At 72.7% G+C, this 21,723-nt stretch carries 23 protein-coding genes and 1 pseudogene; 9 read left to right on the plus strand and 15 right to left on the minus strand.

The genetic code is table 11. The features are described 5' to 3' along the window. Positions 1 to 101 precede the first annotated feature (101 nt). The 3 genes from AC24FB_RS07995 to AC24FB_RS08005 all read right to left on the minus strand — a co-directional run bounded on the left by AC24FB_RS07995 (position 102) and on the right by AC24FB_RS08005 (position 2,607). The gene (locus tag AC24FB_RS07995) at positions 102 to 830 is read right to left on the minus strand and encodes a hypothetical protein (protein WP_425713943.1); all 729 of its coding nucleotides are present in this window, start codon (positions 828 to 830) and stop codon (positions 102 to 104) included. Positions 831 to 895: 65 nt separating this feature from the next. Then, on the minus strand, positions 896 to 1,912 hold the full coding sequence (locus tag AC24FB_RS08000) for a hypothetical protein (RefSeq protein ID WP_425713942.1): 1,017 nt from the start codon (positions 1,910 to 1,912) through the stop codon (positions 896 to 898). Positions 1,913 to 1,983: 71 nt separating this feature from the next. After that, a complete protein-coding gene (locus AC24FB_RS08005) occupies positions 1,984 to 2,607 on the minus strand; it encodes a CDP-alcohol phosphatidyltransferase family protein (protein WP_425713941.1) in 624 nt (207 codons plus the stop codon). A 74-nt stretch (positions 2,608 to 2,681) separates the two neighbouring features. Here AC24FB_RS08005 and AC24FB_RS08010 point away from each other — a divergent pair, with 74 nt between their 5' ends. The 4 genes from AC24FB_RS08010 (at position 2,682) to AC24FB_RS08025 (ending at position 5,438) form a co-directional block, all read left to right on the plus strand. Beyond that, complete coding sequence (locus tag AC24FB_RS08010; RefSeq protein ID WP_425713940.1) at positions 2,682 to 3,251, plus strand: GNAT family N-acetyltransferase; 570 nt, start codon at positions 2,682 to 2,684, stop codon at positions 3,249 to 3,251. 255 nt (positions 3,252 to 3,506) lie between these two features. Further along, positions 3,507 to 4,544 carry a pirin family protein gene (locus AC24FB_RS08015; RefSeq protein ID WP_425713939.1) on the plus strand — a complete coding sequence of 346 codons (1,038 nt, stop codon included), beginning with the start codon at positions 3,507 to 3,509 and terminating at the stop codon, positions 4,542 to 4,544. Then, the gene (locus tag AC24FB_RS08020; RefSeq protein ID WP_425713938.1) at positions 4,544 to 5,107 is read left to right on the plus strand and encodes a carboxymuconolactone decarboxylase family protein; all 564 of its coding nucleotides are present in this window, start codon (positions 4,544 to 4,546) and stop codon (positions 5,105 to 5,107) included. Before AC24FB_RS08015 ends, AC24FB_RS08020 begins: the two co-directional genes overlap by 1 nt. Further along, on the plus strand, positions 5,100 to 5,438 hold the full coding sequence (locus AC24FB_RS08025) for a GNAT family N-acetyltransferase (RefSeq protein WP_425713937.1): 339 nt from the start codon (positions 5,100 to 5,102) through the stop codon (positions 5,436 to 5,438). Before AC24FB_RS08020 ends, AC24FB_RS08025 begins: the two co-directional genes overlap by 8 nt. 74 nt (positions 5,439 to 5,512) lie before the next feature. On the opposite strand, the gene AC24FB_RS08030 is transcribed toward AC24FB_RS08025, so the two are convergent. The 4 genes from AC24FB_RS08030 to ectA form a co-directional block, all read right to left on the minus strand. Beyond that, on the minus strand, positions 5,513 to 6,307 hold the full coding sequence (locus tag AC24FB_RS08030; RefSeq protein WP_425713936.1) for a methyltransferase domain-containing protein: 795 nt from the start codon (positions 6,305 to 6,307) through the stop codon (positions 5,513 to 5,515). A gap of 141 nt (positions 6,308 to 6,448) precedes the next feature. Beyond that, a complete protein-coding gene (locus AC24FB_RS08035) occupies positions 6,449 to 6,844 on the minus strand; it encodes an ectoine synthase (RefSeq protein WP_425713935.1) in 396 nt (131 codons plus the stop codon). Positions 6,845 to 6,952: 108 nt separating this feature from the next. Then, positions 6,953 to 8,218: a diaminobutyrate--2-oxoglutarate transaminase gene (gene ectB / locus AC24FB_RS08040; RefSeq protein ID WP_425713934.1), complete on the minus strand. Its 1,266-nt coding sequence runs from the start codon at positions 8,216 to 8,218 to the stop codon at positions 6,953 to 6,955. Positions 8,219 to 8,370: 152 nt separating this feature from the next. Next, complete coding sequence (gene ectA / locus AC24FB_RS08045) at positions 8,371 to 8,901, minus strand: diaminobutyrate acetyltransferase (protein ID WP_425713933.1); 531 nt, start codon at positions 8,899 to 8,901, stop codon at positions 8,371 to 8,373. A 126-nt stretch (positions 8,902 to 9,027) separates the two neighbouring features. Here ectA and AC24FB_RS08050 point away from each other — a divergent pair, with 126 nt between their 5' ends. After that, positions 9,028 to 9,510: a DUF2975 domain-containing protein gene (locus tag AC24FB_RS08050; protein WP_425713932.1), complete on the plus strand. Its 483-nt coding sequence runs from the start codon at positions 9,028 to 9,030 to the stop codon at positions 9,508 to 9,510. Further along, positions 9,510 to 9,710: pseudogene (locus AC24FB_RS08055) on the plus strand (helix-turn-helix domain-containing protein); the annotation flags it as partial. The gene AC24FB_RS08050 and the pseudogene AC24FB_RS08055, both read left to right, overlap by 1 nt. Before the next feature lie 224 nt (positions 9,711 to 9,934). On the opposite strand, the gene AC24FB_RS08060 reads toward AC24FB_RS08055, so the two are convergent. Then, positions 9,935 to 10,573, minus strand: coding sequence for a hypothetical protein (locus AC24FB_RS08060; RefSeq protein ID WP_425713930.1), 639 nt, complete (start codon positions 10,571 to 10,573; stop codon positions 9,935 to 9,937). A 65-nt stretch (positions 10,574 to 10,638) separates the two neighbouring features. Then, the gene (locus tag AC24FB_RS08065; protein ID WP_425713929.1) at positions 10,639 to 11,646 is read right to left on the minus strand and encodes an aldo/keto reductase family protein; all 1,008 of its coding nucleotides are present in this window, start codon (positions 11,644 to 11,646) and stop codon (positions 10,639 to 10,641) included. Between the two features lie 42 nt (positions 11,647 to 11,688). Here AC24FB_RS08065 and AC24FB_RS08070 point away from each other — a divergent pair, with 42 nt between their 5' ends. After that, positions 11,689 to 12,435 carry an SRPBCC family protein gene (locus AC24FB_RS08070; RefSeq protein ID WP_425713928.1) on the plus strand — a complete coding sequence of 249 codons (747 nt, stop codon included), beginning with the start codon at positions 11,689 to 11,691 and terminating at the stop codon, positions 12,433 to 12,435. Positions 12,436 to 12,515: 80 nt separating this feature from the next. Here the strand turns inward: AC24FB_RS08070 and AC24FB_RS08075 are convergent, their stop codons facing one another. The 4 genes from AC24FB_RS08075 to AC24FB_RS08090 all read right to left on the minus strand — a co-directional run bounded on the left by AC24FB_RS08075 (position 12,516) and on the right by AC24FB_RS08090 (position 15,400). Continuing rightward, positions 12,516 to 13,394, minus strand: a complete 879-nt coding sequence (locus AC24FB_RS08075; RefSeq protein ID WP_425713927.1) for an HAD-IIA family hydrolase — start codon at positions 13,392 to 13,394, stop codon at positions 12,516 to 12,518. Positions 13,395 to 13,573: 179 nt separating this feature from the next. Continuing rightward, complete coding sequence (locus tag AC24FB_RS08080) at positions 13,574 to 14,020, minus strand: thiol-disulfide oxidoreductase DCC family protein (RefSeq protein ID WP_425713926.1); 447 nt, start codon at positions 14,018 to 14,020, stop codon at positions 13,574 to 13,576. A 104-nt stretch (positions 14,021 to 14,124) separates the two neighbouring features. Continuing rightward, complete coding sequence (locus AC24FB_RS08085) at positions 14,125 to 14,910, minus strand: cyclase family protein (RefSeq protein ID WP_425713925.1); 786 nt, start codon at positions 14,908 to 14,910, stop codon at positions 14,125 to 14,127. Positions 14,911 to 15,001: 91 nt separating this feature from the next. Continuing rightward, on the minus strand, positions 15,002 to 15,400 hold the full coding sequence (locus AC24FB_RS08090) for a RidA family protein (RefSeq protein ID WP_425713924.1): 399 nt from the start codon (positions 15,398 to 15,400) through the stop codon (positions 15,002 to 15,004). Between the two features lie 187 nt (positions 15,401 to 15,587). Between AC24FB_RS08090 and AC24FB_RS08095 the strand changes: the two genes are divergently transcribed. Next, positions 15,588 to 17,285: a thiamine pyrophosphate-binding protein gene (locus AC24FB_RS08095; RefSeq protein ID WP_425713923.1), complete on the plus strand. Its 1,698-nt coding sequence runs from the start codon at positions 15,588 to 15,590 to the stop codon at positions 17,283 to 17,285. A gap of 56 nt (positions 17,286 to 17,341) precedes the next feature. Beyond that, positions 17,342 to 18,145 (plus strand): sulfite exporter TauE/SafE family protein, encoded by an 804-nt coding sequence (locus AC24FB_RS08100; protein ID WP_425713922.1) that lies wholly within the window; start codon positions 17,342 to 17,344, stop codon positions 18,143 to 18,145. A 58-nt stretch (positions 18,146 to 18,203) separates the two neighbouring features. On the opposite strand, the gene AC24FB_RS08105 is transcribed toward AC24FB_RS08100, so the two are convergent. Both AC24FB_RS08105 and AC24FB_RS08110 read right to left on the minus strand, forming a co-directional pair. Beyond that, complete coding sequence (locus AC24FB_RS08105; RefSeq protein ID WP_425713921.1) at positions 18,204 to 20,165, minus strand: BCCT family transporter; 1,962 nt, start codon at positions 20,163 to 20,165, stop codon at positions 18,204 to 18,206. Between the two features lie 117 nt (positions 20,166 to 20,282). Continuing rightward, positions 20,283 to 21,668 (minus strand): exonuclease domain-containing protein, encoded by a 1,386-nt coding sequence (locus AC24FB_RS08110; protein WP_425713920.1) that lies wholly within the window; start codon positions 21,666 to 21,668, stop codon positions 20,283 to 20,285. Positions 21,669 to 21,723: the final 55 nt, after the last annotated feature.

Here is a 21,723-nt window from a genome sequence, read left to right on the forward strand (position 1 = left end):
CTCCGGACCGTCCCGGGGACGGCCGGACGCGTCCGCAGCTCGCCGTCGCGGGGGCACGTCGCACGGCGCCGCAGCGCCGTCGTTCGACGTGCCGTCGCCGCTCAGCGGGTCGCGCGCGCCTGCGCGAGGAGGTCGCGGACCGGCCCCGCGAGGGCCTCGTCGCCGCTCGTGACGAGCACGGCCACCTTTCCGGCGTCGAGGGGGATCCCCGGGTTGTCGGCGAGGTGCGCCCCCGGCCCGGTGTACTCCGTGCCGAAGTACTGCCAGTCGCCGTCTGCCCCGATCGTCCGGCGCTCCGGCTCGAGCCAGCCCACGTGGCCCAGGGCGGTGCGGCCGTGCTCGCCGAGGCGGAGGGGGGCGATCGTCGGCGTCGTCTCGATGCGGTAGCCCGGCGTCATGAACGCGACGGCGAACGACCCCCGGTCCACCACCACCATGCGGAACCGCGCGTCGCCGGTGCCGAGATCCCCGGCGTCGATCTCCTCGAGCAGGCGCTCGGTCATGCGCGGCACGGGCCGGCGGGGCGAGCCCTTCCGGCGCGGCGGCCGGGCGTGCCGACGCAGGTAGAGGTGGAGATGCGCCGAACGGTAGATCCCGACCATCGCAGCGAGGAGCACGAGTGCGCCGATGCCCACGCCGATCCACACCGCCACCGACGGCAGGTTGCCCGGATCGACGGAGAATGTCCGGCGCACGCCCATCGTGACGCCGACGACGACGAGCACCGCGAGCAGCGCCGAGACCAGGGCCGCCGCGAGCAGCTGACGGAGCGCGGCCGTCACCGGGTGGGGGAGCGCCCGGCCCGCGCCGCGCTCGGTCGATCTCGCCATGGCGGAAGTCTCCCAGGTTCGGGCGGGTGCCTCGTCCGCACGGGCGGTCACCCGGGCGGGCTGACCTACGGCAGGTGCCGGGGATCGGGCTGGATGCGCTCGGTCACGTCGAGGTGGATGCCGCCCGGCACCCCGCGGATCCCGCGGCGCTCGACCTCGGCCCGCTCGCGGTCATGGAGCGGGCCGTCGCGGCGCACGGCGAGAGCGATGACCACGGCCCCGACGGCGAGGAGCACCGCCGCCGGGAGCAGCACCCACCATCCCGCCCGGTCCTGCGTCAGGGCGACGAGCAGGAAGAGCCCGACCGCGCCGTAGACACCGACCTGGATGCGGCCGCCGGTCCGGTAGTGGCGCGCCGCGGTCGTCGTCGACTCGACCGCAGCGCGGTTGGGGGTGCGGAGCTGGGCCGCCGCGAGTCGGCGCCACCGGAGCCGCATCCCGAGCCAACCGACCACAGCCGTGACGATCACCGTGAGTGCGAGGCAGCCGGCGAGCACGGCCGTCGCCGTCGCACCGGCTCCGGTCACCATCATCCCGACGAGCAGCCCGACGGCGACGAGCACGAGCAGGCCCGGGATCCACTCCAGCGGCGCCACGCGAGAGGAGCGGCGTCCGCTCGACCCGGAGCGCGTGGGGCCCGCGCCGCCCCCGCCCCCGCCCGCGCCCGCCGGGCCGTCCGCCGCTGACTGCGCGGCCGCCTCGCGCTCCTCGGCCGAGCGGGCCGCGTGCTCGAGCCGGCCGACGTCGAGCAGGAAGATCCCGACCGGACCGGCCAGCGCGTCCGGCCCCGAGACGAGGAGGTGCAGGTCCTCCGGCGTGAGCGACAGCCCCTGGCGTCGGACGCTCGGGTCCCCGGGATCGACGCCGATCCCCGCGAGGATCTCGCGCGCCTGATCGGGCAGCTCCTCGAGCACCAGCGACGGGGTGGTGGCGTGCTCGGTTCCGCGACGCCAGGTCAGCCGCACGGAGTCGGGCCGGTCGCCCCCGCCGCCGAGGACGAGGCGCGTGCGCTCGGCGGAGTCCATCGCCAGCTCGCCGGCCAGCTGGTCGTCGATCCCGTCCTGACCGCTCGGCCTGCTCACGCCCGGCCTGCTCACGTCTGGTCCCCGATCCTGCTCGCTCCTGTCACTCGGACAGGCTCACGCCTGACACGTCATGCCTGGTCCTCGACTCCGCCCGGCCGCCGCACCGCCGGCCCGGTCCCGAGCCGCGCGGCCCGGATGTAGAGGGTGGCGGAGTAGATGTGCAGCGCGGCGCCGACCCACACGAGCACCCGCCCCACGGTCATCGCCTCCGGCCAGACCGAGATGCCGAGGACGATGCCGCAGATGCCGAAGAACAGCACCGCGGTGCGGGCCTTGCCCACGTACGTCACGCGCATCCGCCCCTGCTGCGCGGCGCGCCCGGCGAGGGCGACCACGATGAGGTCGACGAGCACGATGACGGCGACGGGCACCCAGCTCAGTGCATCGGCGACACCGAGGGCGACGACGACGAGCGCGATGCCGATCCGGTCCGCCACCGGGTCGAGGATCTCCCCGGTCCGGGACTGCTGGTTCAGCGCACGGGCGAGCAGACCGTCCACCCAGTCGGTGACGGCCCAGACGCCGACGAGCACCGGGGGCCACCAGCTGCCCTCGGGGTCGTCGACGATCACCCAGCAGGCGGGCCCGAGCAGGAGGAAGCGCAGCAGCGTGACGAGGTTGGGGATGGTCGCCCAGTCCGGCCGTCCCGATGCCCGACGAAGACGGCCGTCCGTCGTCGGATCGGTTGGCATGACCTGAGCCTACGCGTGGCGCGGCCGGGAGCGGGTCCTGATTTCACGTGGACACCGCGCCCTACCGTGGCCGGATGAGTCCTCCTCTGCCCACGATGGTCACCGACCGTCTCGCGCTGCGCGCCTGGGGGCCCGACGACGCCGGCACCGTGCTCGCCATCTACTCGCGACCGGAGGTCGTGCGGTGGTCCGGCGGACCCGGGACGGAGCTCGCCACGCGCGCCGACGCGATCGAGCGGCTCGCCCGGTGGGAGACCCGCATGGCCGGCGGTGCCCCCCGCGGGATCTGGGCGATCACCGATGCCTCCGACGTCGGAACCCCGGCGGCACCCGTCGTCGGCGCCGTCCTGCTCGTCGACCTGCCGGCCAGCTCGCCGGACCGCTCCCGCCCGCCGTCGGGGGACCTCGAGATCGGGTGGCACCTGCACCCCGACCGATGGGGGAGCGGCTACGCGACCGAGGCGGCGCGCGCGGTCCTCGCCCACGCGTGGGCGCACGGGGTGCGCCGCGTGCTCGCGGTGACCCACCCCGACAACGCGGCCTCCCAGGCCGTCGCCCGGCGGATCGGCATGCGGCACGAGGGTCGGACGACCGCCTACTACGACACCGAGGCCGAGCTGTTCGCCATCGAGGCGCCGGCCTGAGCCGGACGGCACCGACCTGAGCCGGATGGCACCGACCTGAGCCGGATGGCACCGGACTGAGCCGGATGGCACCGGACTGAGCCGGATGGCACCGGACTGAGCCGGATGGCACCGGACTGAGCCGGGTGCCACCGGCAGTTCGTGCGGGCGCCCTCCCGGGCGTCCGCACCCCCGCCTGGTTGCCCATCGGCCCCCGCCCGCGCACGATGGGACCACGCGGCGCCCTTGGCGCCGGGCATCGAGGAGAGGTGGCCCGTGAGCAACCTGGAGACCCGGCCGGCGGAGATGCTGCTGTCGTGCCCCGCGGACGACCCGCCCGGTATCGAGGTGATCACCTCCCGGGTGGTCCCGCTCGGCGGTCCGCGCGCGATGCCCGTGCGCCGCACGCTGCCGAGCCGCGAGCGCAGCTTCGTCGGCGCCTGGTGCTTCGCCGACCACTACGGCCCCGACGACGTCGCGGCCACCGGCGGCATGGACGTCGCCCCGCACCCGCACACCGGCCTGCAGACCGTGTCCTGGCTGTTCACGGGCGAGGTCGAGCACCGCGACTCCGCCGGCGTGCACGCGATGGTCCGCCCCGGCGAGCTCAACCTCATGTCCTCGGGCGCCGGGATCTGCCACTCGGAGGTATCCACCGCCGGCACCACGGTGCTGCACGGCGTCCAGCTGTGGCTCGTGCTCCCGCGGGAGGCACGCACGGGCCCGCGCGGGTTCCAGCACCACGCACCGACCCCGGTGCCGTTGCCGGGTGGGTCCGGGACGGTGTCGGTGTTCATCGGCGAGCTGCTCGGCGAGGCCTCGCCCGTCACGACGGCGACCCCGCTGCTCGGGGCCGAGCTGACGCTGCCGCCGGGCGCCGTCGTCGACCTGCCTGTCCGTGCGGACTTCGAGCACGGGGTCCTGCTCGACACGGGGGCGGTCGAGGTCGACGACGTCGCGATCGAACGGGCCGAGCTCGCCTTCCGCGCGCCCTGCGGCGACACGCTGCGGCTCGCGAGCACCGGGGACGAGCCCGCGCGCGTCATCCTCCTCGGCGGTGAGCCGTTCCGGGAGGAGATCGTCATGTGGTGGAACTTCATCGGCGCGGACCACGACGAGATCGTCGCCGCGCGCGACGCCTGGAACGGCGGCGGGGACCCGGCGGGTGAGTACACGGGAAGCGAGCTGTTCGGCCGGGTCGAGGGTTATGTCGGCGAGCGCGCGTGGCTGCCGGCGCCCGACCTCCCGGGCGTGCGTCTGCGGCCGAGGCGCAACCCCAACGCCACGACCGTCGTGGGACGGACGGAGCAGTGATGACCGGAGGAGCAGCGGTGGGCCGGGGCGTGTCCGAGCCGGTGGACATCACCCAGGCGCACCGGCCCGTGTACCGGGCCGCGAGCGGCATGGCGAAGGCGGCGACCGACGCGGCCGAGGCGGTCGGGATCGGCCGCGACGTCGTCGAGCTCGTCGACGTCCGGGTCTCCCAGATCAACGGCTGCGCGCGATGCCTGAGCGTCCACGTGCCGAGGGCGCGCCGCGCCGGGGTCACGCAGCACCGGCTCGACCTGCTGCCGACCTGGCGGGAGTCGTCGGTGTTCACGGACGTCGAGCGGGCCGCGCTCGAGATCGCCGAGCTGACCACGAACCTGCCGCACGGCGCCGCACTGGCCGCGAGCGGCGGTGCCGGGCGCCGCGGCGGACTGACCGACGAGCAGGTCGCCGCGATCGTCTGGGTGGCGATCGCGATCGGCGCCTTCAACCGGATCTCGATCATGTCCGGGCACGACGCGCTCCCGCCGCGCGAGGATTCGGCCGCCGCCCAGGGGCGCGACGAGCAGACCGAACGACCGACGACGACAGGAGCGAGCGATGAGTGACGACGTGCTGGTGGACGGCCAGGTGCCGACGGTCCGCAACGACGCCGAGGGCGGCCGCTACGTGGTGGAGATCGGCGACGAGCTGCTCGGCCGGATCGACTACCGGGTGCGCGGCACGGACGTCGCGCTCACCCACACCGAGGTCAACCCGGAGCGATCCGTCCCGGGTCTGGCCCGCCACCTCGTCGACGAGGCGCTCGCCGACCTGCGCTCCCGCGGCGCCGGCGTGCTGCCGTACTGCCCCTACGTGCGGCGGCTCATCGACAAGAACCGCGCCGAGTATCTCGACCTCGTCCCTGAGGACCGCCGCGCCGAGTTCGAACTCGGGTAGTCACAGGGCCGGGGTTGCACCGAGGTGGAGAGGCTCGCCCCCACGATGATGGGGGCGCGTGGGTCCTGTGACGATCAGGCCGCGGCGGACCGCCGCGCGCCGACGAAGACTCGCCGGAACGGCATGACCACACCCAGGTCCGTGGCCGGGTACGCCTCTCGCAGGCGCGCGCGGTACTCGTCCACGAACCGTTCACGCAGCGGCTCGGGGAGCGCCTGGAGCGTGGGTCGCGCCGCCGTCCCGCTCGCCCAGGTCAGCACGGGGTCCTCGCCGGTGAGCACGTGCAGGTAGGTCGTCGACCAGGCGTCGACGGCGCAGCCCAGCTCCGTCAGCGCCCGCAGGTACTCCTCCGGCTCGTGGTTGACGGGACCGGCGGCCGCCGCCGCGTGCTCCGCGTAGGGCGGCCGCGCGGCCAGCTCGCGCCGGATCGCGTGCATCGGTGTGGTGTTGTTGGCGGGCACCTGGAAGGCCAGGCAGCCACCCGGCCGGACGGCCGCGATCAGCTCCGGCAGCAGCTCGAGGTGCTCCGACACCCAGTGCAGGGTGGCGTTGGAGACGAGGACGTCCACCGGATCGGCGGACGTGAGCCAGTCACGCAGGTCGGCCTGCTCGAACCGCAGCCGGGGCCCCGAGTGGCGCGCGGCCGTGGCGAGCATGGCGGGGCTCGAGTCGACGCCCACCACCTGCGCGGAGGGGAAGCGGCGGGTGAGCCCGTGCGTCAGCTCGCCGGGTCCGCAGCCCAGGTCGACGACGGAGCGCACCTCCGCGTCCGGTCCGTCCGTGCGGACGCGGGCGAGCAGGTCGACGAACGGGCGGGCCCGCTCGTCGGCATGGACGTCGTAGAGCTCGGGATCCCAGGTGTGCGCCATCGGTGCCTCCGTCAGGTGGGGCTCCAGCACACCACCGCAACTATCTCGACGTCAAGATAGTTGTCGACGGAGCACGACGAACGGCCGCCGGCCCCACCGAGCGGTGGGACCGGCGGCCGTCGGTACTGCAGGGGGGCTGGGTCAGCCCGCGTCCTCGGTGATGAGCGGGTACACGCCGTTCTCGTCGTGCACCTCGCGGCCGGTGACCGGCGGGTTGAACACGCACACGGTCTTCATCTCGGTGCGCGGCCGGACCACGTGCTTGTCGTGGTCGTTGAGCAGGTAGAGCGAGCCGGGCGCGAGCTGGTGCACCTCGCCGGTGGCCAGGTCCTCGATCTCGCCCTCGCCCGAGGTGATGAAGACGGCCTCGATGTGGTTGGCGTACCAGAACTCGTTGACGGTCCCGGCGTACAGCGTGGTCTCGTGCACCGAGAAGCCGACGCCCTCCTTGGCGAGGATGATGCGCTTGCTGCGCCAGTTCGGCGTCTTGATGTCGGCGTCGGTGTCGGTGATCTCATCGATCGTGCGGACGAGCATGGGGACCTCCAGGTCTCAGGTGTCGGGTGATCGGTGGTGCGACGTGCGGCCGCGGACGCGACTGCCCGGCCGCCGGCGCGAGGGCCGGCGGCACGGTAGCGCGGTCGGTCAGGCGGCGAGGACGTCGTCGATGCAGGACTCGATGATGTCGAGACCGCGGGCAAGCTCGTCGTCGGTGATCGTCAGTGCCGGCAAGAACTTGATGACCTCGCTCATGGGTCCGGAGGTCTCGACGAGGAGCCCGCGCTCGAAGGCCAGCGCGCAGGCCTCGCCGGCCTTCTCGGCGTCCTCGAACTGGATCCCGCGGGCCAGGCCGCGGCCCTTGGACGTCAGGCCGTGGGCCTCGTGGCGGGCCGCGATGCTGTTGAGCCGGCCCTCGATGTAGAGGCCCTTCGCCGTCGTGGACTTCTCGAGCGTGTCGTCGCCCCAGAACTCCTTGATGGCTGCGGTGGCGGTCGCGAAGGCCGGGCCGATGCCGCGGAACGTGCCGTTGTGCTCGCCCGGCTCCCAGATGTCGAGCTCGGGGCGGATGAGGGTGAGCGCCATCGGCAGGCCGTAGCCGCTGATGGACTTCGAGAGCGTGATGATGTCCGGGACGATCCCGGCCTCCTCGAAGCTGAAGAACCCGCCGGTTCGGCCGCAGCCCATCTGGATGTCGTCGAGGATGAGCAGGATCTCGTGCTCCTTGCACAGTGCGGAGAGCTTGCGCAGCCAGTCCGCACGCGCGGCGTTCATGCCGCCCTCGCCCTGGACGCTCTCGACGATGACCGCGGCCGGCTCGTTGAGCCCGCTGCCGAGGTCCTGGAGCAGCCGCTCGAAGTAGAGGAAGTCCGGGTACTCGTCGTCGAAGTAGTCGTCGTAGGGCATCGGCGTGGCGTGCACGAGCGGGATGCCCGCGCCCCCGCGCTTCATCGAGTTGCCGGTCACGGACAGGGCGCCCAGCGTCATGCCGTGGAAGCCGTTGGTGAAGTTGACGACCGACTCGCGGCCGGTGACCTTGCGGGCGAGCTTGAGCGCCGCCTCGACGGCGTTCGCGCCGCCCGGGCCGGGGAACACGACGCGGTGGTCGAGCCCGCGCGGCTCGAGGATGTGGGAGCGGAAGGTCTGGAGGAAGTCGCGGCGCACGTCGGTGAACATGTCGAGACCGTGGACGACCTTGTCCGACGTGAGGTGCTCGACGAGGACCTTCTTGAGCAGCGGGTTGTTGTGGCCGTAGTTGAGCGCTCCGGCGCCGGCGAAGAAGTCGAGGTACTCGCGGCCGTCCTCGTCGGTCATCGTGCTGCCGGTCGCGGTGGTGAACGTGGTGGGCCAGCTGCGGGAGTAGCTGCGGACCTCTGACTCGAGCTCTGTCGTGGGGGGTGTCGTCGTCGTCATCTTCGCTCCTGTATCGGTGTCGTGCGATGCGGTGTCGGGGGTGCAGGCGGTGCGAGGTCGGGCGTGGTCGAGGGGGCGGGCGGACGGTGGGTGCGGGCGGCGGACGCCGGACGGCCGGTCGGTCGCGCCGCGCGTCGGCGGCGCGGAGGGGGTCAGGTCGCGGCGGGGTGCAGCGGGGCGATCACGTGCAGCACCTCGGCCTCGTGCCCGTCGGGGAAGTCCCCGACGTCGAAACCCCGCTCCGTGCGGTGCTCCGCCCCGCGGCGCTCGGCGAAGGACGCGAAGAGCCGGTTGGAGGCGGCGTTGTCGTCGGTGATCGTGGTCTCGAGGGCGGTGGCCTGCGGGTGCGCCGAGGCGAGCTCGTCGATCAGCCGCGCGGCGACGCCCTGCCCGCGCAGCCGCGAGTCGACGGCGACCTGCCAGACGAACAGGCGGTCGGGGGCGTCGGGCCGGAGGTAGCCGGAGACGAAGCCGACCACCTCGCCGTCCAGCAGGGCCACCCTGCAGGTGGCCGAGAAGTCGCGCGCCCACAACAGGTAGGCGTAGGAGGTGTTGAGCTCGAGGGCTCCCGAGTCGCGCGCCACGCGCCACATGCCAGCGCCGTGCGCGAGCTGCGGGGGGAGAATCTCGACGGGCCCCGTCGAGGGTGGGTTCGTGTCGATCGTCGATGTCGATGGCCTCATAAAGGACCTCCAGGATATCGAGTCGAACTGCGTTATCCCAGACAGTGATGAGAGGTGGCCCACGGTTCGTGTATTCGTGCGGGCAAATCTATTGCCTATCGATAGATTCGCGCCGATACTCGATCCATGCTTCGTGTCACGTGGGTTGTCGCCCTCCTTCGCGCAGGCCTCGTCGCCGCCACCATCTGGCTCACCGTCCTCCAGGTGTTCTCGTTGCCGGGCTCGTTCGCGCACGATGCGGAGGAGCTGCACATCCGGATCCCGACCCAGGCGGTCGCCGTCGTCGTGCTGCTGTGCGTCCAGGTCGTCGTCGTGTGCATCTGGCGCCTGCTCACGCTCGTGCGGCGCGACCGGATCTTCAGCTCGGAGTCCCGCCGGTGGGTCGACGCGATCGTCGTCGCACTGGCGGTCGCCTGGGTGCTCGTGGCGCTGCTCGCGGCCTACGTCTGCGTGCTCGTCTTTCTCGGGCCGGAGCGCGACCCGGGCGTCCCGATGCTGCTGACCGGCGTCGTCGTGCTCTCCGCCCTCCCGGTCCTGCTCATGGTCGTCATGCGTGGCCTGCTCCGGCAGGCGGCCGGCTACCGGGCCGAGCTCGAGGGGGTCATCTGATGGCGATCGTCGTGCGCCTCGATGTCGAGCTGGCCAGGCAGAAGCTCGGCGTGGGCGAGTTCGCGGACCTGGTCGGGCTCACGCCGGCGAACGTCGCCGTGCTGAAGAACGGTCGGGCAAGGGCGATCCGGTTCAGCACCCTCGAGGCGATATGCCGGGTCCTGCAGTGCCAGCCCGGGGACATCCTCGAGCACGTTCCCGGCGGCGATGGCGAGGACGTTCCCGGCGGTGCCGGAGAGGACATGCCCGGCGTCGGGAGCGAGACCGCCGGAGGGGGCGGGGCCCGGACCGGGGTGCCGCAGGACTGAGCGGTCGGCGGACCGGGGGTGCGTCGTCGTCGGGGGTGATGCGTCGGTCGGTGCGTACCGCCGACCCCCGCCGTGACACGTCGTCAGGACATCGTCGGCGGTCGACCGGACCGAGCTCATGACCGGGTGGTCGGACCGAGCTCGCGGGCGCGCCGGCGCACGTCGAGGACGAACGGCCGCAGCGTCTCGAGGACCGCGGGATCCCCGCTGAGCAGCAGGTCGACGACTCGGTGGCCGTCCACCGGCACCGCCGTGGCGTCCGGCCGGGCGGAGCCGACCTCTCCGTTCCGGCACCCCTCGGCCGCGCGGGTGAGGGCGGCGCGACCGGCCTCGGACAGGTGGTCGAGGCCCAGGGCGGGGGAGTCGATCCGGTCCGCGCCCGCCGTCCACGTGAACCTCGCGGAGCTCCCGTCCAGGACGAGCCACCATCGCCCCGTCTCGACGAGTGCGTGCCGTCGGTAGGCGTGGTCGAGCTGCCGCTGCGGGAACGTGCGCACTACGTGGTCACCCATGAGCGCGCGTCGCACCGCGAGCTGCGGAGGGACGACGACGAGCAGCAGGTACGCGGTGCCGGCCGCCCACAGCGCCACGGCGCCGCCGAGGACGACCGCGGTCCGGGCCGTTCCCCAGTCGTCCCAGCCCGTGACCAGGCCGACGAGCGCCGCCGCGAGGGCGGCCCCCAGCACCGCCCAGACGGGCGAGACCGCGAGGGCGCGCCGACGTGGCTCGGGCGGCAGGCCGGGGTGGTCCGTCATCGCGGTGGTGTGCCCTCGTCCGGTGCTGCTCGGGGGGCGTCCGTGTGCCGGTGCACCGCGCGCCATCAGCTGAGCCTGGCTGCGGGCGTCCGCTCGGCGGTGCGGGCGGGATCGCGCTCGACGACGTCCCCGAGCGCGTCGTCGATCCGGGCCATGAGCTCGGGCTCGAGCCGGACGCCGGCGGCCTTGACGTTCTCCGTGACCTGCTCGGGGCGGGAGGCGCCGACGAGCGCCGCGGCGACGTTCTCGTTCTGCAGCACCCACGCGATCGCGAGCTGCGACATCGTCAGCCCGGCCTCGTCGGCGAGCGGGCGCAGCTCCTGGACGCGGGTGAGGACCTCGGGCGTCATCCAGCGGGAGATCGCCTTCTTCGTCGACTCGTGGGCGGCGCGCGACCCGGCGGGCGCCTCGGCGCCCGGGAGGTACTTGCCGGACAGGACGCCCTGCGCCATCGGGCTCCACACGATCTGGGACAGGCCGAGCTCCTCGGAGGTGGGGACGACCTCGTCCTCGATGACGCGCCAGAGCATCGAGTACTCCGGCTGGCTCGAGATGAGCTGGAAGCCGAGCTGGTGGGCGAGCGAGACGCCGTCGCGGATCTGCTCGGCCGTCCACTCGCTCACGCCGATGTAGAGGGCCTTGCCCTGCCGCACGACGTCCGCGAACGCCTGCATCGTCTCCTCGAGCGGCGTCTCCACGTCGTAGCGGTGGGCCTGGTAGAGGTCGACGTGGTCGGTGCGCAGCCGGCGCAGCGAGCCGTCGATCGACTCCATGATGTGCTTCCGCGAGAGCCCGGAGTCGTTCGGACCCTTGGGCCCGGTCGGGTGGTACACCTTCGTGAAGATCTCGAGGGACTCGCGGCGCTCGCCGGCCAGCGCCTCGCCGAGGACGGACTCGGCGGCGGTGTTCGCGTAGACGTCGGCGGTGTCGAAGCTCGTGATGCCGGCGTCGAGGGCGGCGCGGACGCACGCGGAGGCGACGTCGTTCTCCACCTGGGATCCGTGCGTGAGCCAGTTGCCGTAGGTGATCTCCGAGATCTTCAGGCCCGAACGGCCGAGGTAGCGGTGCTTCATGCGGACGAGCGTATGCCCGTCCCGCCCGGCTAGCGTGCTCTCATGCCCCACGACGGCGACAACACCCGCCCGGCGAGCCCCCCCGACGACGACAGGCCGGGTTCGCCGGACGGCCGCGACGCGCACGGTCACGGCGAGGCGGCCGGCGGCCACGACGACACGCACTCCCACGGTGCCGATGACCATGCGGGGCACTCCCACGGAGCGCCGCTCGCGCCCGACGACCCCCGGCTCCTGCGCGCCCAGCAGCGGCTCGACGAGGCCCGCGCCGCCGTGCGGCCGTCCGGGCTGCCGGCCCCCCGCGCGACCGGGACGGTCACGCCGGGCACGACTCCCGGGCGGGTCCACCTCGTGGTCTCCCGACGCCTCCCGGTCCCGCAGTCGGTGGCCTGGTACAACCTCGCCACGAGCGACCGGCTGGCCCGCTGGTACGGGCCCTACGACGGCGATCCGGCGTCGGGCCGCATCGACGTGACGATGCTGGCCGAGGAGGGCCACCCGACGATGCCGATGGACGTCGTCGAGTGCCGGGCGCCCGAGCGGTTCGTCGTGCGCTCGGTCGGCGAGGGTGCCTGGGAGCTCGCGATCGACCTCCAGCCCGACGTCGAGGCCTGCTTCGTCACCCTCACCCACCTCGACCTCGACCCGGCGATGGTCGGCGACGTCGGGCCGGGGTGGGAGTTCTACATGGACCGTCTGCTCGCGGCCGAGAGCGGGGGCGATCCGACGGCCGTCGACTTCGCCGAGTACCACCCGGCGATGGCGGAGCACTTCACCGCCCAGCTCTGACGGCGCCTGGAACGACGACGGGCGCCCGGCCGGTGGCTCGGGCGCCCGTCGGGCGGGGGCGGTGGGGGAGTTGCTCGGGGTTACTTGACGCCGCGGAGGCGGTCGGTGAGCGAGGTGGGCTTCTCGGTGGGCTCGGCCACGATGCGGGCGTGCTTCCCGACGAGGGGGACGACGTCGGCGATCGAGTCGAGGACCCGGGTGGCCTGGTAGGGGAAGCGGTCGACCAAGTCGGGCCGCGTGGAGCCGGTGAGGACGAGGATCGTGCGCATGCCGGCCTCGAGGCCCGACTTCACGTCGGTGTCCATCCGGTCGCCCACCATGACGGTGAACTCCGAGTGGGCGTCGAGGCGGTTGAGCGCGGAGCGCATCATCAGCGGGTTGGGCTTCCCCACGAAGTAGGGCGTCTGGCCGGTGGCCGCCGTGATGAGGGCGGCGACGGAGCCGGTCGCGGGCAGCGTGCCGGCGGGCGAGGGGCCCGAGACGTCCGGGTTGGTGGCGATGAACCGCGCACCGTTCTCGATGAGTCGGATGCCGCGGGTGATGGCCTCGAACGAGTAGGTACGGGTCTCGCCGAGCACCACGTATGCGGGATCGCGCTCGGTGATCGTGTAGCCGGCCTCGTGCAGGGCGGTGGTCAGGCCGGCCTCGCCGATGACGTAGGCGGTGCCGCCGGGGCGCTGCGTGCGCAGGAACTCGGCGGTCGCGAGGGCGGAGGTCCAGATGGACTCCTCGGGGATGTCCAGGCCCGAGGCGAGCAGACGGGCGCGCAGGTCGCGCGGGGTGTAGATCGAGTTGTTGGTGAGCACGGAGAAGGGCAGGTCGGCACTCTTGAGCGCGTCGATGAAGTCGACAGCGCCGGGCAGGGCGCTCTCCTCGTGAACGAGAACGCCGTCCATGTCGGTGAGCCAGCTGTCGACGGGCTTGACCTCGTCGAAGGAGGGCAGGTGGGGCGTGTTCATGCCTCCAGTGTTCCGGGTCCGGCCGCCGGGGGTAAGGACCCAGCGCACCAACAGGCGGTGAACCGAGTCACCAGGAGCGCCGTCGGTAACGCGGACGAATCGTTCACGTTTCGGACGGGCGACCGTGGGGTGACGATCCGGGGCGCCGTCGGGCGACCGGGGTTCCCGTACCCCCGACCTCACACGGTGTGCGCTGACGCAGCCGACGGCGTCGGTGTGGTCGGCACCTGACCTGTGAGGTCGGCGCTGCGACCGCCGACGCCCGCGGGCAGCTCGCACGCCGCGGTGCCGCCCGGCAGCCGTCCGCGGTTCCGTGCGACGAGGCCGTAGACCCACGCCGCGGCCGGTCGAAGTGGTCGGGCGTCGATCACGGCCCCGGCCGCGCGCAGCCAGGCGGGACCCGTCGCGAGCGCGGCGGCGATGCCCCGGGCGCCGTACCGGATCTCGCCGGACGGAAGGACGAACGGGATCTCGCGCGTCGCACGGTCAGGATCGACCCCGAGCTCCGCCAGGCGCGCCGGCCGGATCGGCTCGATCCCGCAGCCCAGACCGCGGCGGCCGAGCCATGCGGCGAGCCGGGTGCAGATCCCGCAGTCGCCGTCGAAGAGGAGGTGTCCGTCGGGCATGCCACCACGGTACGCGGGGCTCCGAACCGCACTCTCGGCCACGACGATCGGCCCAGCCCGGCCCCGTCCGGCTCGCCCGCCCCGCCGTCGGACCTCGACGCGCCTCAGCGCTCGACGAGAGCGAGCGCGCGCGTCGGGGACCCGGACCCGCCGACGATCTTCAGCGGCGACGTGACGATCACGGCCCCGGTGGTCGGCAGCAGGTCGAGGTTGCGCAGCTGGGAGAGCCCGTACTTGCCGTTGCCGAGGAAGAAGTGGTGGCACGGGAACAGCGGGTCGAACCCGCCGGCCGCCCCGGCGTCGGTCCCGACGGTCTCCACGCCGAGCCCCTGCAGCGGCGTCTCCTCGGCGACCCACCGCGCCGCCTCGACCGACAGCCCCGGGGACGTCGGGCCGTCCTCGGTCCGGTTGATCATCTCCTCCTGGGTCTGCCTCGACGACCAGCCGGACCGCACGAGCAGCCAGCCACCGTTCGGCAGCCCGGTCTCCTTCGCGAACGCCTCGACCTGCTCGCGCCCGACCACGTACCCGGGGTCCGCAGCGACCTCCGCCGTGACGTCGAGGACGACCGCCGGTGCCACGAGCGCGCCGACGGGGACCGAGGCGATGTCCGCTCCGTCCTTGCCGCTCGCCCAGTGGTTCGGGGCGTCGAAGTGCGTGCCCGTGTGCTCGCCGGTGCGGAAGTTGTTCCAGTACCAGGCCGGCCCTCGGTCGTCGTAGCGGCTGATCTCCTCGAGCTCGAACCTGGCGGTCTGCCCGAACTGCTCGGGCAGCTCGAGGATCGGGGTCGAGCTCGTCAACGGGGCGGTGAGGTCGACGATCTCGACCGCACCGGAGGTCAGCGCCTCGGTGAGGGCGGCGAGGACGGACGGGCGGGCCTGCTCGGTCATGCGGATCTCCTTGGTGCCGGTGCGCGGACGGGACGGTGCGGGCGGACGGGCCCGGACAGGACGGTGCTGCGGTGCTGCGGTGCCGCGGTGCTCAGGGCACCACGGCGGTGACCTCGATCTCGACGAGCATGCCGGGCACGGCCAGCCCCGTCACGCCGACGATCGACTGCGCCGGGTGCTCGCTCGAGCCCTGGACCTCCTCGATGCCGTCGGTGATGACGGCGTGCTCGGTGGGCCGGGTCGTGAAGACGGTGCGGCGCACCACGTGCTCGAGGCCCGCCCCGACCGAGGCCAGCGCGATCTCGAGGTTGCGCATGGCGGCGACGGTCTGCTCGCGGAGGTCGTCGCCACCGATGATCGAGAAGTCGGGAGCGAGGGCGGCCTGGCCGGCCACGTAGATCGTGCGACCGGGGGGCGCGACGGTCACGTGGCTGAAGCCCGGGGTCGGATGGAGCTCGGTCGGACTGACGAGCTCCCGCTGCTCGGACATGGATCTCCTCCGGGGGGTGAGGTGTGTCCGTCCCGCGAACGCGGGCACGGCACTGTGCGACACGCGTCACCATAGGGCGGGGCGGTCCCCGTGGCTCCCCCGTCTCACAAGTTCACAGGCCACGAGGCGCGACCGCCCACGGGCGGCCCGTCCACCCCACGCCCCCGACGACGACAGGCGGTCCCCGATGGATCCGATCAGCGCACCCGACCTCCCCGCGGGCTCGACCGTGGCCGACCTCGTGGGGTGGGCCCTCGCGCGGCTGGGCGCCGGGCACTGCTTCGGCGTCGTCGGCTCGGGGAACTTCCACGTGACGAACGCGCTGCGGACCTACGGCGTGCCGTTCACGGCGAGCCGGCACGAGGGTGGCGCCGCCGTCATGGCCGACGCGTACGCACGCATGTCCGGCCAGGTCGCCCTCGTCTCGGTCCACCAGGGCTGCGGGCTGACGAACGCGGTGACCGGGATCGTCGAGGCGGCGAAGTCCCGGACGCCGATGATCGTGCTCGCCGCCGAGACCGCGCCCGCAGCGGTGCGCTCGAACTTCGCCATGGACCAGCCGGGCCTCGCCCGCTCCGGCGGAGCCGTCCCGGACCGCGTCCACTCCGCCGCGAGCGCCTTGACCGATGTCGTCCGCGCGTTCCGCACCGCCCGCAACCAGCGCCGCACGGTGGTCCTCAACCTGCCCCTCGACGTCCAGGCCCAGCCCGCCCCGCCGGTCGACCCCACCCTCCTCGACGTCGCACCCCCGCAGGCCGTCCGGCCGTCCGGTGACGCCGTCGTCCGCCTGGCGGACCTCCTCGAGCGGGCGGAGCGGCCGGTCCTCGTCGCGGGCCGCGGCGCCCGCGGGGCCGGGCCGGAGCTCCGTCTCCTCGCGGCGCGCGCCGGCGCCCTCCTCGCCACCTCGGCCGTCGCGAAGGGCCTGTTCGAGGGAGACCCGTTCGACCTGGGGATCTCGGGCGGCTTCTCCTCGCCGACGACGGCGGACCACATCGCCGGCGCGGACCTCGTCGTCGGCGTGGGCTGCACCCTCAACATGTGGACGATGCGCCACGGGCGGCTGATCTCGCGGGGCACGACGGTGGTCCAGGTCGACGTCGAGGACGAGGCCCTCGGCGCGAACCGGCCGATCGACCTCGGCGTGCTCGGCGACGCCGCCGAGACCGCCACGGCCGTGACCGAGGAGCTCGAGCGGCGCGGGACCACCCGGACCGGCTACCGCACGGACGAGGTCCGGGCCCGCATCGCGTTCGGCTCGCGCTGGCGGGACGTCCCGTTCGAGGACGCCTCGACGGGGGAGCGGATCGACGCCCGGACCCTGACCCGCACGCTCGACGACCTGCTGCCCGCCGAGCGGATCGTCTCGATCGACTCCGGCAACTTCATGGGCTACCCGAGCCAGTACCTGTCCGTCCCGGACGAGAACGGCTTCTGCTTCACCCAGGCCTTCCAGTCGATCGGGCTCGGCCTCGGCACGGCGATCGGCGCCGCCCTCGCCCGCCCCGACCGGCTGCCCGTCCTCGGCACCGGCGACGGCGGGTTCCTCATGGCCGTCGCCGAGCTCGAGACCGCGGTCAGGCTGCGCCTGCCCCTCGTCGTCGTGGTCTACGACGACGCCGCCTACGGCGCCGAGGTCCACCACTTCGGGGTCGACGACGACGGACCGACCGGCGCCGACATGTCGACCGTGACCTTCCCCGACGTCGACGTGGCCGCGATCGCCCGCGGGTTCGGTGCCGAGGGTGTCGTCGTGCGCGGGGTCGGCGATCTCGAGGCGGTGCGCGAGTGGGTGACCGGTGATCGGGACCGGCCCCTCGTCGTCGACGCGAAGATCGCGAACGACGGCGGCGCGTGGTGGCTGCAGGAGGCCTTCCGCGGGCACTGACGGGGCGGGATCCCGGCTCGGACTACGGTGTGCGTCGGGATCGACCCGGAGGACCGATGGAACTGACCGAGCTGGCGCTGCTCGCCGTGGTGGCGGTGGCGGCGGGCGCCGTCAACGGCGCCGTGGGCTCGGGGTCTCTCATCACGCTGCCCGCCCTGCTCTCGCTCGGGTTCGCGCCGGCGTCGGCGCTCGTGACGAACACGATCGGCATCCTGTTCTCCGCCGTCGGCGGGTCGTTGCGCTACCGCAAGGACCTGGCGAAGGAGGGGCCGTCCCTCAGGCCTCTCATGCTGATGTCCGCGCTCGGCGCGGCGGTCGGCGCCACGATGCTGCTCGTCTCGCCGCCCGGGGCGCTGCAGGTCGTCGTCCCGTTCCTCATCGTCGCCGCGATCCTGCTCGTCGTGCTCCAGCCCGTGATCGTGCGCGCGGTCGGTCGCCGGCGTGAGCGTCGCGCGGCCGCGGGCGACACCCTCGCGCGGCAGGACCGCGGACCGTACGGCTCGCGCGGCCTCCAGGCCTCGATGTTCGGCGCCTCGATCTACGGCGGCTACTTCACGGCCGCCCAGGGGATCCTCTACATGGGCATCCTCGGGTCGTTCACCGGGAAGCCGCTCGCGGAGGTCAACGGCGTGAAGAACTTCCTCAGCGTCATCGTCAACCTCGTGGCGGCGCTGTTCTACACGGTCGCGTTCTTCACCGGCGACGCCGACGTCGTGTGGGTCGCCTCGGCCGCGATCGGCGTCGGCTCGCTCGTGGGTGGCTACCTCGGGGCCGACGTCGCGAAGCGTCTGCCGTCCGTCGTGCTGCGCGGCATCATCGTCCTCGTCGCGCTGTTCGCGCTCGTGCGCGAGCTGCTCTGAACCGGACGGGCCGGGCCGGACCCCGAGGAGGTCCGACCCGGCCCGGAACGCGCGACCGTCAGCCGTCAGACTTCCCGCGCCGACCCTTGCCGCGCTCCCTGCCGTCGTCCTCGCGACGCTCCTTGCCGCCGCTCGAGCTCCGGGCAGGGCCGCCCTCGCGCCGGTCGAAGATCCCCCGGCTGCGGGAGATCCGGTAGTCGATCCGGTTGTCGACGAACCGCTCGAGCTGGGGCAGCTTGTCGATCTTCCCGGCGATCTCCATGCGGGTGAGCTCGCTGGCGGTGCCGATGCGCTGCATGAGCTCCTCCCGCTCGAGGATCTGGGAGTCGATGCGCAGTGCTCGGATGGTCGCCCACGCCATGAGGAGCAGGACGATGCTGAACGGCAGGGCGGTGGCGAGCGCCGCCGACTGCAGCGCTCCGAGCCCGCCGGCGAGGAGCAGCGCGGCGGCGAGAAGGCCCTCGAGCGCCGCCCACAGCACGCGCGACCAGACCGGGGGGTTCGGGTGCCCGCCGGACGCGAGCATGTCGACCACGAGGGACCCGGAGTCCGAGGACGTGATGAAGAAGATCGCGACCAGCAGGATGCCGACGATCGAGAACACCTGGCCCATCGGCAGGTCGCCGAGCACCTGGAACAGAACTGCCTCGACGCCGACCTCGCCGTTCTCGACGAGGTCGCCCTCGCCGAAGAACTGCCGGAACAGACCCGTCCCGCCGAGGACGGAGAACCAGAGGAAGCCGACGATCGTCGGGACGAGCAGGACGCCGGCGATGAACTGACGGACCGTCCGGCCGCGCGAGATGCGGGCGATGAACACGCCGACGAAGGGCGACCAGGAGATCCACCAGCCCCAGTAGAAGATCGTCCAGTCCTGGTACCAGGTGGAGGCGCCCTCGCCGCGGTAGTAGGCGCCCACGTCGAACGTCATGCCGATGACCCCGGCGAGGTAGGCGCCGAGCGACTCGACGAAGTTCTGCAGGAGGAAGACGGTCGGGCCCAGGAGCAGCAGGCTGATGAGCAGCAGACCGGCGATCGAGAGGTTGACGTTGGACAGGATCTTGATGCCGGCGCCGAGGCCGCTGACGACGGAGAGCGTGGCGAGGAAGGTGATGCCGATGATGAGGATGACGAGCAGCGTGTTGTCGACCTCGTCGACGATGCCGATCCCGGCCATGCCCGCGGAGATCTGACCGACGCCGAGACCGAGCGAGGTCGCGACGCCGAAGACGGTGCCGAAGATGGCGAGGATGTCGATGATGTCGCCCGTCCAGCCCTTGACCCGGTCGCCGAACAGGGGCTCGAGGGCCCAGCGGATCGAGACCGGGCGGCCACGGCGGTGGATCGCGTAGGCGAGGGCGAGGCCGATGACGGCGTAGATCGCCCAGGGGTGCAGGCCCCAGTGCAGGAACGTCTGGGCCATCGCGTGCGCCGACATCTCGGCCTCGTCACCGCTCCAGCCGGGCTTCGGCTCCGTCGTGGCGAAGGTCAGCGGCTCGCCGACGCCGTAGAAGACGAGGCCGATACCCATGCCGGCGGCGAAGAGCATCGCGAACCAGGACAGGAGACCGAACTCGGGCTTCTCGCCGTCGTGGCCCAGCGTGATGCGGCCGTACTTCGACAGCCCGATGCCGATCGCGATGACGACGAAGGCGCCGACCGCGAGCATGTAGTACCAGCTGAGGTTCGTCGTGATCCACGTCTGGACGCTCGTGAAGACGTCGCTGGTGGTGTCCGGGAGGGTCACGGCCATGATCGCGACCGCGAGGATGACCACGAGCGCGGGCCAGAACACCCGGGGCGCCACGAGTCCCCACCCGATGCGGACGCCGTGGGCGCGGAGCTTGTCGGCGATCTCGTCGTCGGAGTCGTCGTCCGCGATCAGCACCTCGCTGGGCAGATGGACCGTCTCGGGGAGGTCGTCGGGTACGCCCGGGAGCGCGATCGTGTGGTCGGTGGTGGCTGTGTCGTCGGCCGTGGGTGCGCCGGTGGGCGGCGTGCCTGGCTCGTTCGTCGTCACGTCATTCCGTTCGTCGCGGTCGTAGGGGGATCGGTCCAGGTTGTCCAGTTCGAGACCGGTGCGCAAGTACTGAGCGTTGTGGAAGTCTCGGACGTGAAGCGGCAATCCCGAGGTCGGTCAGCCTGCCAGGGCCTCGAGCATGTCCTCGAACGTGCGCTCGTCGACGATCGGGATGCCGTACTTCTCGGCCTTTCGCGCCTTTCCGGAGAGAGTGTCCGGGTCGGCAGCGACGAGCAGTCGTACCGCCTTCGTGATCCCGTGGGCGGGGATCAGGCCCCGCTTGGCGGCGGTGGCCTCCCACTCGTCACGTCCACGTCGCATCTGGCCGGTGAAGACCACGCGGTCGCCGGCAGCCAGGGTCACCGACGGTGAGGCTCCGGCATCCGGCGTCGCACCTTGCGGAGTCGCCGCCGGGCTCGACGACACCTGTCGGGCCGGCGAGGTCGTGGCACCACCTTCCCCGCCCCACGGAACGGTCGACTGCTCCGGGGGGTTGAGAAGCGAGAGGGCAGCCTTCGCCTCGGGCACCTCGAGCATTCGTGCCACCCGGCGGAGGTCGACACGTTCCTTCTCGGTCACGTAGCCGTCCTCCCAGGCCGTGACCGCCATCGCCTCGACGTGATCCACGTGCATCCGGGCGACGGTCGCCGGTGCAAGGTCGCACATGCGGGCGACCTCACCGAGCTCGAGGCGCTCGGCATGCGTGAGCACTCCGTCCGCCAGTGCGCGGTCCAGTGTCGCGAGATACGTGCGTTCGGCCTCGGTCCGACCGAGCTCGGGCAGCTCGTCGACGATGCGCGCGAGAAAGTGCTCGGACTCCTGCGGCGACGATCCGTCGTTCGGCACTGCCGCCGACTCGAGGTCGCCGGTCCCGGTGGGCACGCCCGCGGAGCGGGAGCCCGCGCCTCGCACGACGGGGGTGACACGTACTCCGTCGAGACGTGGCCAGGCCGTCCGACCAGCGACGCCCTGTGCGGAGCGCCAGTACGGGAGCTCGCGTGCGCCTTCGTCCGCGTAGCGCCAGAGGAGATCGGCGGTCGCGCGCGCGTCGGCGAGCGCTCGGTGGTGACCGTCGATCGCGATCCCGTACTCGTCGCAGTACGACTCCAGCGACGGCCGGACGCCCGCGAGGAACGTTCCCGCGAGCACCTTCGTGCACAGCGCTCCGGAGGTCGACAGAGCGACGGGCACATCGATGCGGGCCAGCTGTGCCGCGAGGAACGGCACGTCGAAGCCGGCGTTGTGGGCGACGAGCGTCCTGCCGGCGAGAAGATCGACGATGGTCGGCACGACGGCGTGCAGCTCGGGCGCGAGGCGTGCGTCGGAGGCGCGGATCCCGTGGATGTGCTGGGGCCCGAGGTCCCGCATCGGATTGATCAGGGTCTCGAACTCGGCTTCCCGCCTGCCGTCGTCGTCGAGATGGACGACGGCGATCTCGATGATCCGGTCGTTGCGGTGGGAGAACCCCGTCGTCTCGAGGTCGATGACTGCGTATCCGGGCACCGACGGATCGTCTCAGGGATCTGCGACAGCGGGCGGGTCTGCAGCGGTTGGAATC

It is taken from the genome of Georgenia sp. Z1344 (assembly GCF_057652375.1).

What these genes read in the sequence shown, in the direction of transcription:
- AC24FB_RS08020 (WP_425713938.1), top strand. Translation starts at nt 4,544, where the DNA reads ATGACCGGAGGAGCAGCGGTGGGCCGGGGCGTGTCCGAGCCGGTGGAC.
- AC24FB_RS08100 (WP_425713922.1), top strand. Translation starts at nt 17,342, where the DNA reads ATGGAACTGACCGAGCTGGCGCTGCTCGCCGTGGTGGCGGTGGCGGCG.
- AC24FB_RS08010 (WP_425713940.1), top strand. Translation starts at nt 2,682, where the DNA reads ATGAGTCCTCCTCTGCCCACGATGGTCACCGACCGTCTCGCGCTGCGC.
- AC24FB_RS08050 (WP_425713932.1), top strand. Translation starts at nt 9,028, where the DNA reads ATGCTTCGTGTCACGTGGGTTGTCGCCCTCCTTCGCGCAGGCCTCGTC.
- ectB (WP_425713934.1), bottom strand. Translation starts at nt 8,218, where the DNA reads ATGACGACGACGACACCCCCCACGACAGAGCTCGAGTCAGAGGTCCGC.
- AC24FB_RS08080 (WP_425713926.1), bottom strand. Translation starts at nt 14,020, where the DNA reads ATGCCCGACGGACACCTCCTCTTCGACGGCGACTGCGGGATCTGCACC.
- AC24FB_RS08030 (WP_425713936.1), bottom strand. Translation starts at nt 6,307, where the DNA reads ATGGCGCACACCTGGGATCCCGAGCTCTACGACGTCCATGCCGACGAG.
- AC24FB_RS08025 (WP_425713937.1), top strand. Translation starts at nt 5,100, where the DNA reads ATGAGTGACGACGTGCTGGTGGACGGCCAGGTGCCGACGGTCCGCAAC.
- AC24FB_RS08070 (WP_425713928.1), top strand. Translation starts at nt 11,689, where the DNA reads ATGCCCCACGACGGCGACAACACCCGCCCGGCGAGCCCCCCCGACGAC.
- AC24FB_RS08075 (WP_425713927.1), bottom strand. Translation starts at nt 13,394, where the DNA reads ATGAACACGCCCCACCTGCCCTCCTTCGACGAGGTCAAGCCCGTCGAC.
- AC24FB_RS08085 (WP_425713925.1), bottom strand. Translation starts at nt 14,910, where the DNA reads ATGACCGAGCAGGCCCGCCCGTCCGTCCTCGCCGCCCTCACCGAGGCG.
- AC24FB_RS08035 (WP_425713935.1), bottom strand. Translation starts at nt 6,844, where the DNA reads ATGCTCGTCCGCACGATCGATGAGATCACCGACACCGACGCCGACATC.
- AC24FB_RS07995 (WP_425713943.1), bottom strand. Translation starts at nt 830, where the DNA reads ATGGCGAGATCGACCGAGCGCGGCGCGGGCCGGGCGCTCCCCCACCCG.
- AC24FB_RS08005 (WP_425713941.1), bottom strand. Translation starts at nt 2,607, where the DNA reads ATGCCAACCGATCCGACGACGGACGGCCGTCTTCGTCGGGCATCGGGA.
- ectA (WP_425713933.1), bottom strand. Translation starts at nt 8,901, where the DNA reads ATGAGGCCATCGACATCGACGATCGACACGAACCCACCCTCGACGGGG.
- AC24FB_RS08095 (WP_425713923.1), top strand. Translation starts at nt 15,588, where the DNA reads ATGGATCCGATCAGCGCACCCGACCTCCCCGCGGGCTCGACCGTGGCC.
- AC24FB_RS08060 (WP_425713930.1), bottom strand. Translation starts at nt 10,573, where the DNA reads ATGACGGACCACCCCGGCCTGCCGCCCGAGCCACGTCGGCGCGCCCTC.
- AC24FB_RS08065 (WP_425713929.1), bottom strand. Translation starts at nt 11,646, where the DNA reads ATGAAGCACCGCTACCTCGGCCGTTCGGGCCTGAAGATCTCGGAGATC.
- AC24FB_RS08090 (WP_425713924.1), bottom strand. Translation starts at nt 15,400, where the DNA reads ATGTCCGAGCAGCGGGAGCTCGTCAGTCCGACCGAGCTCCATCCGACC.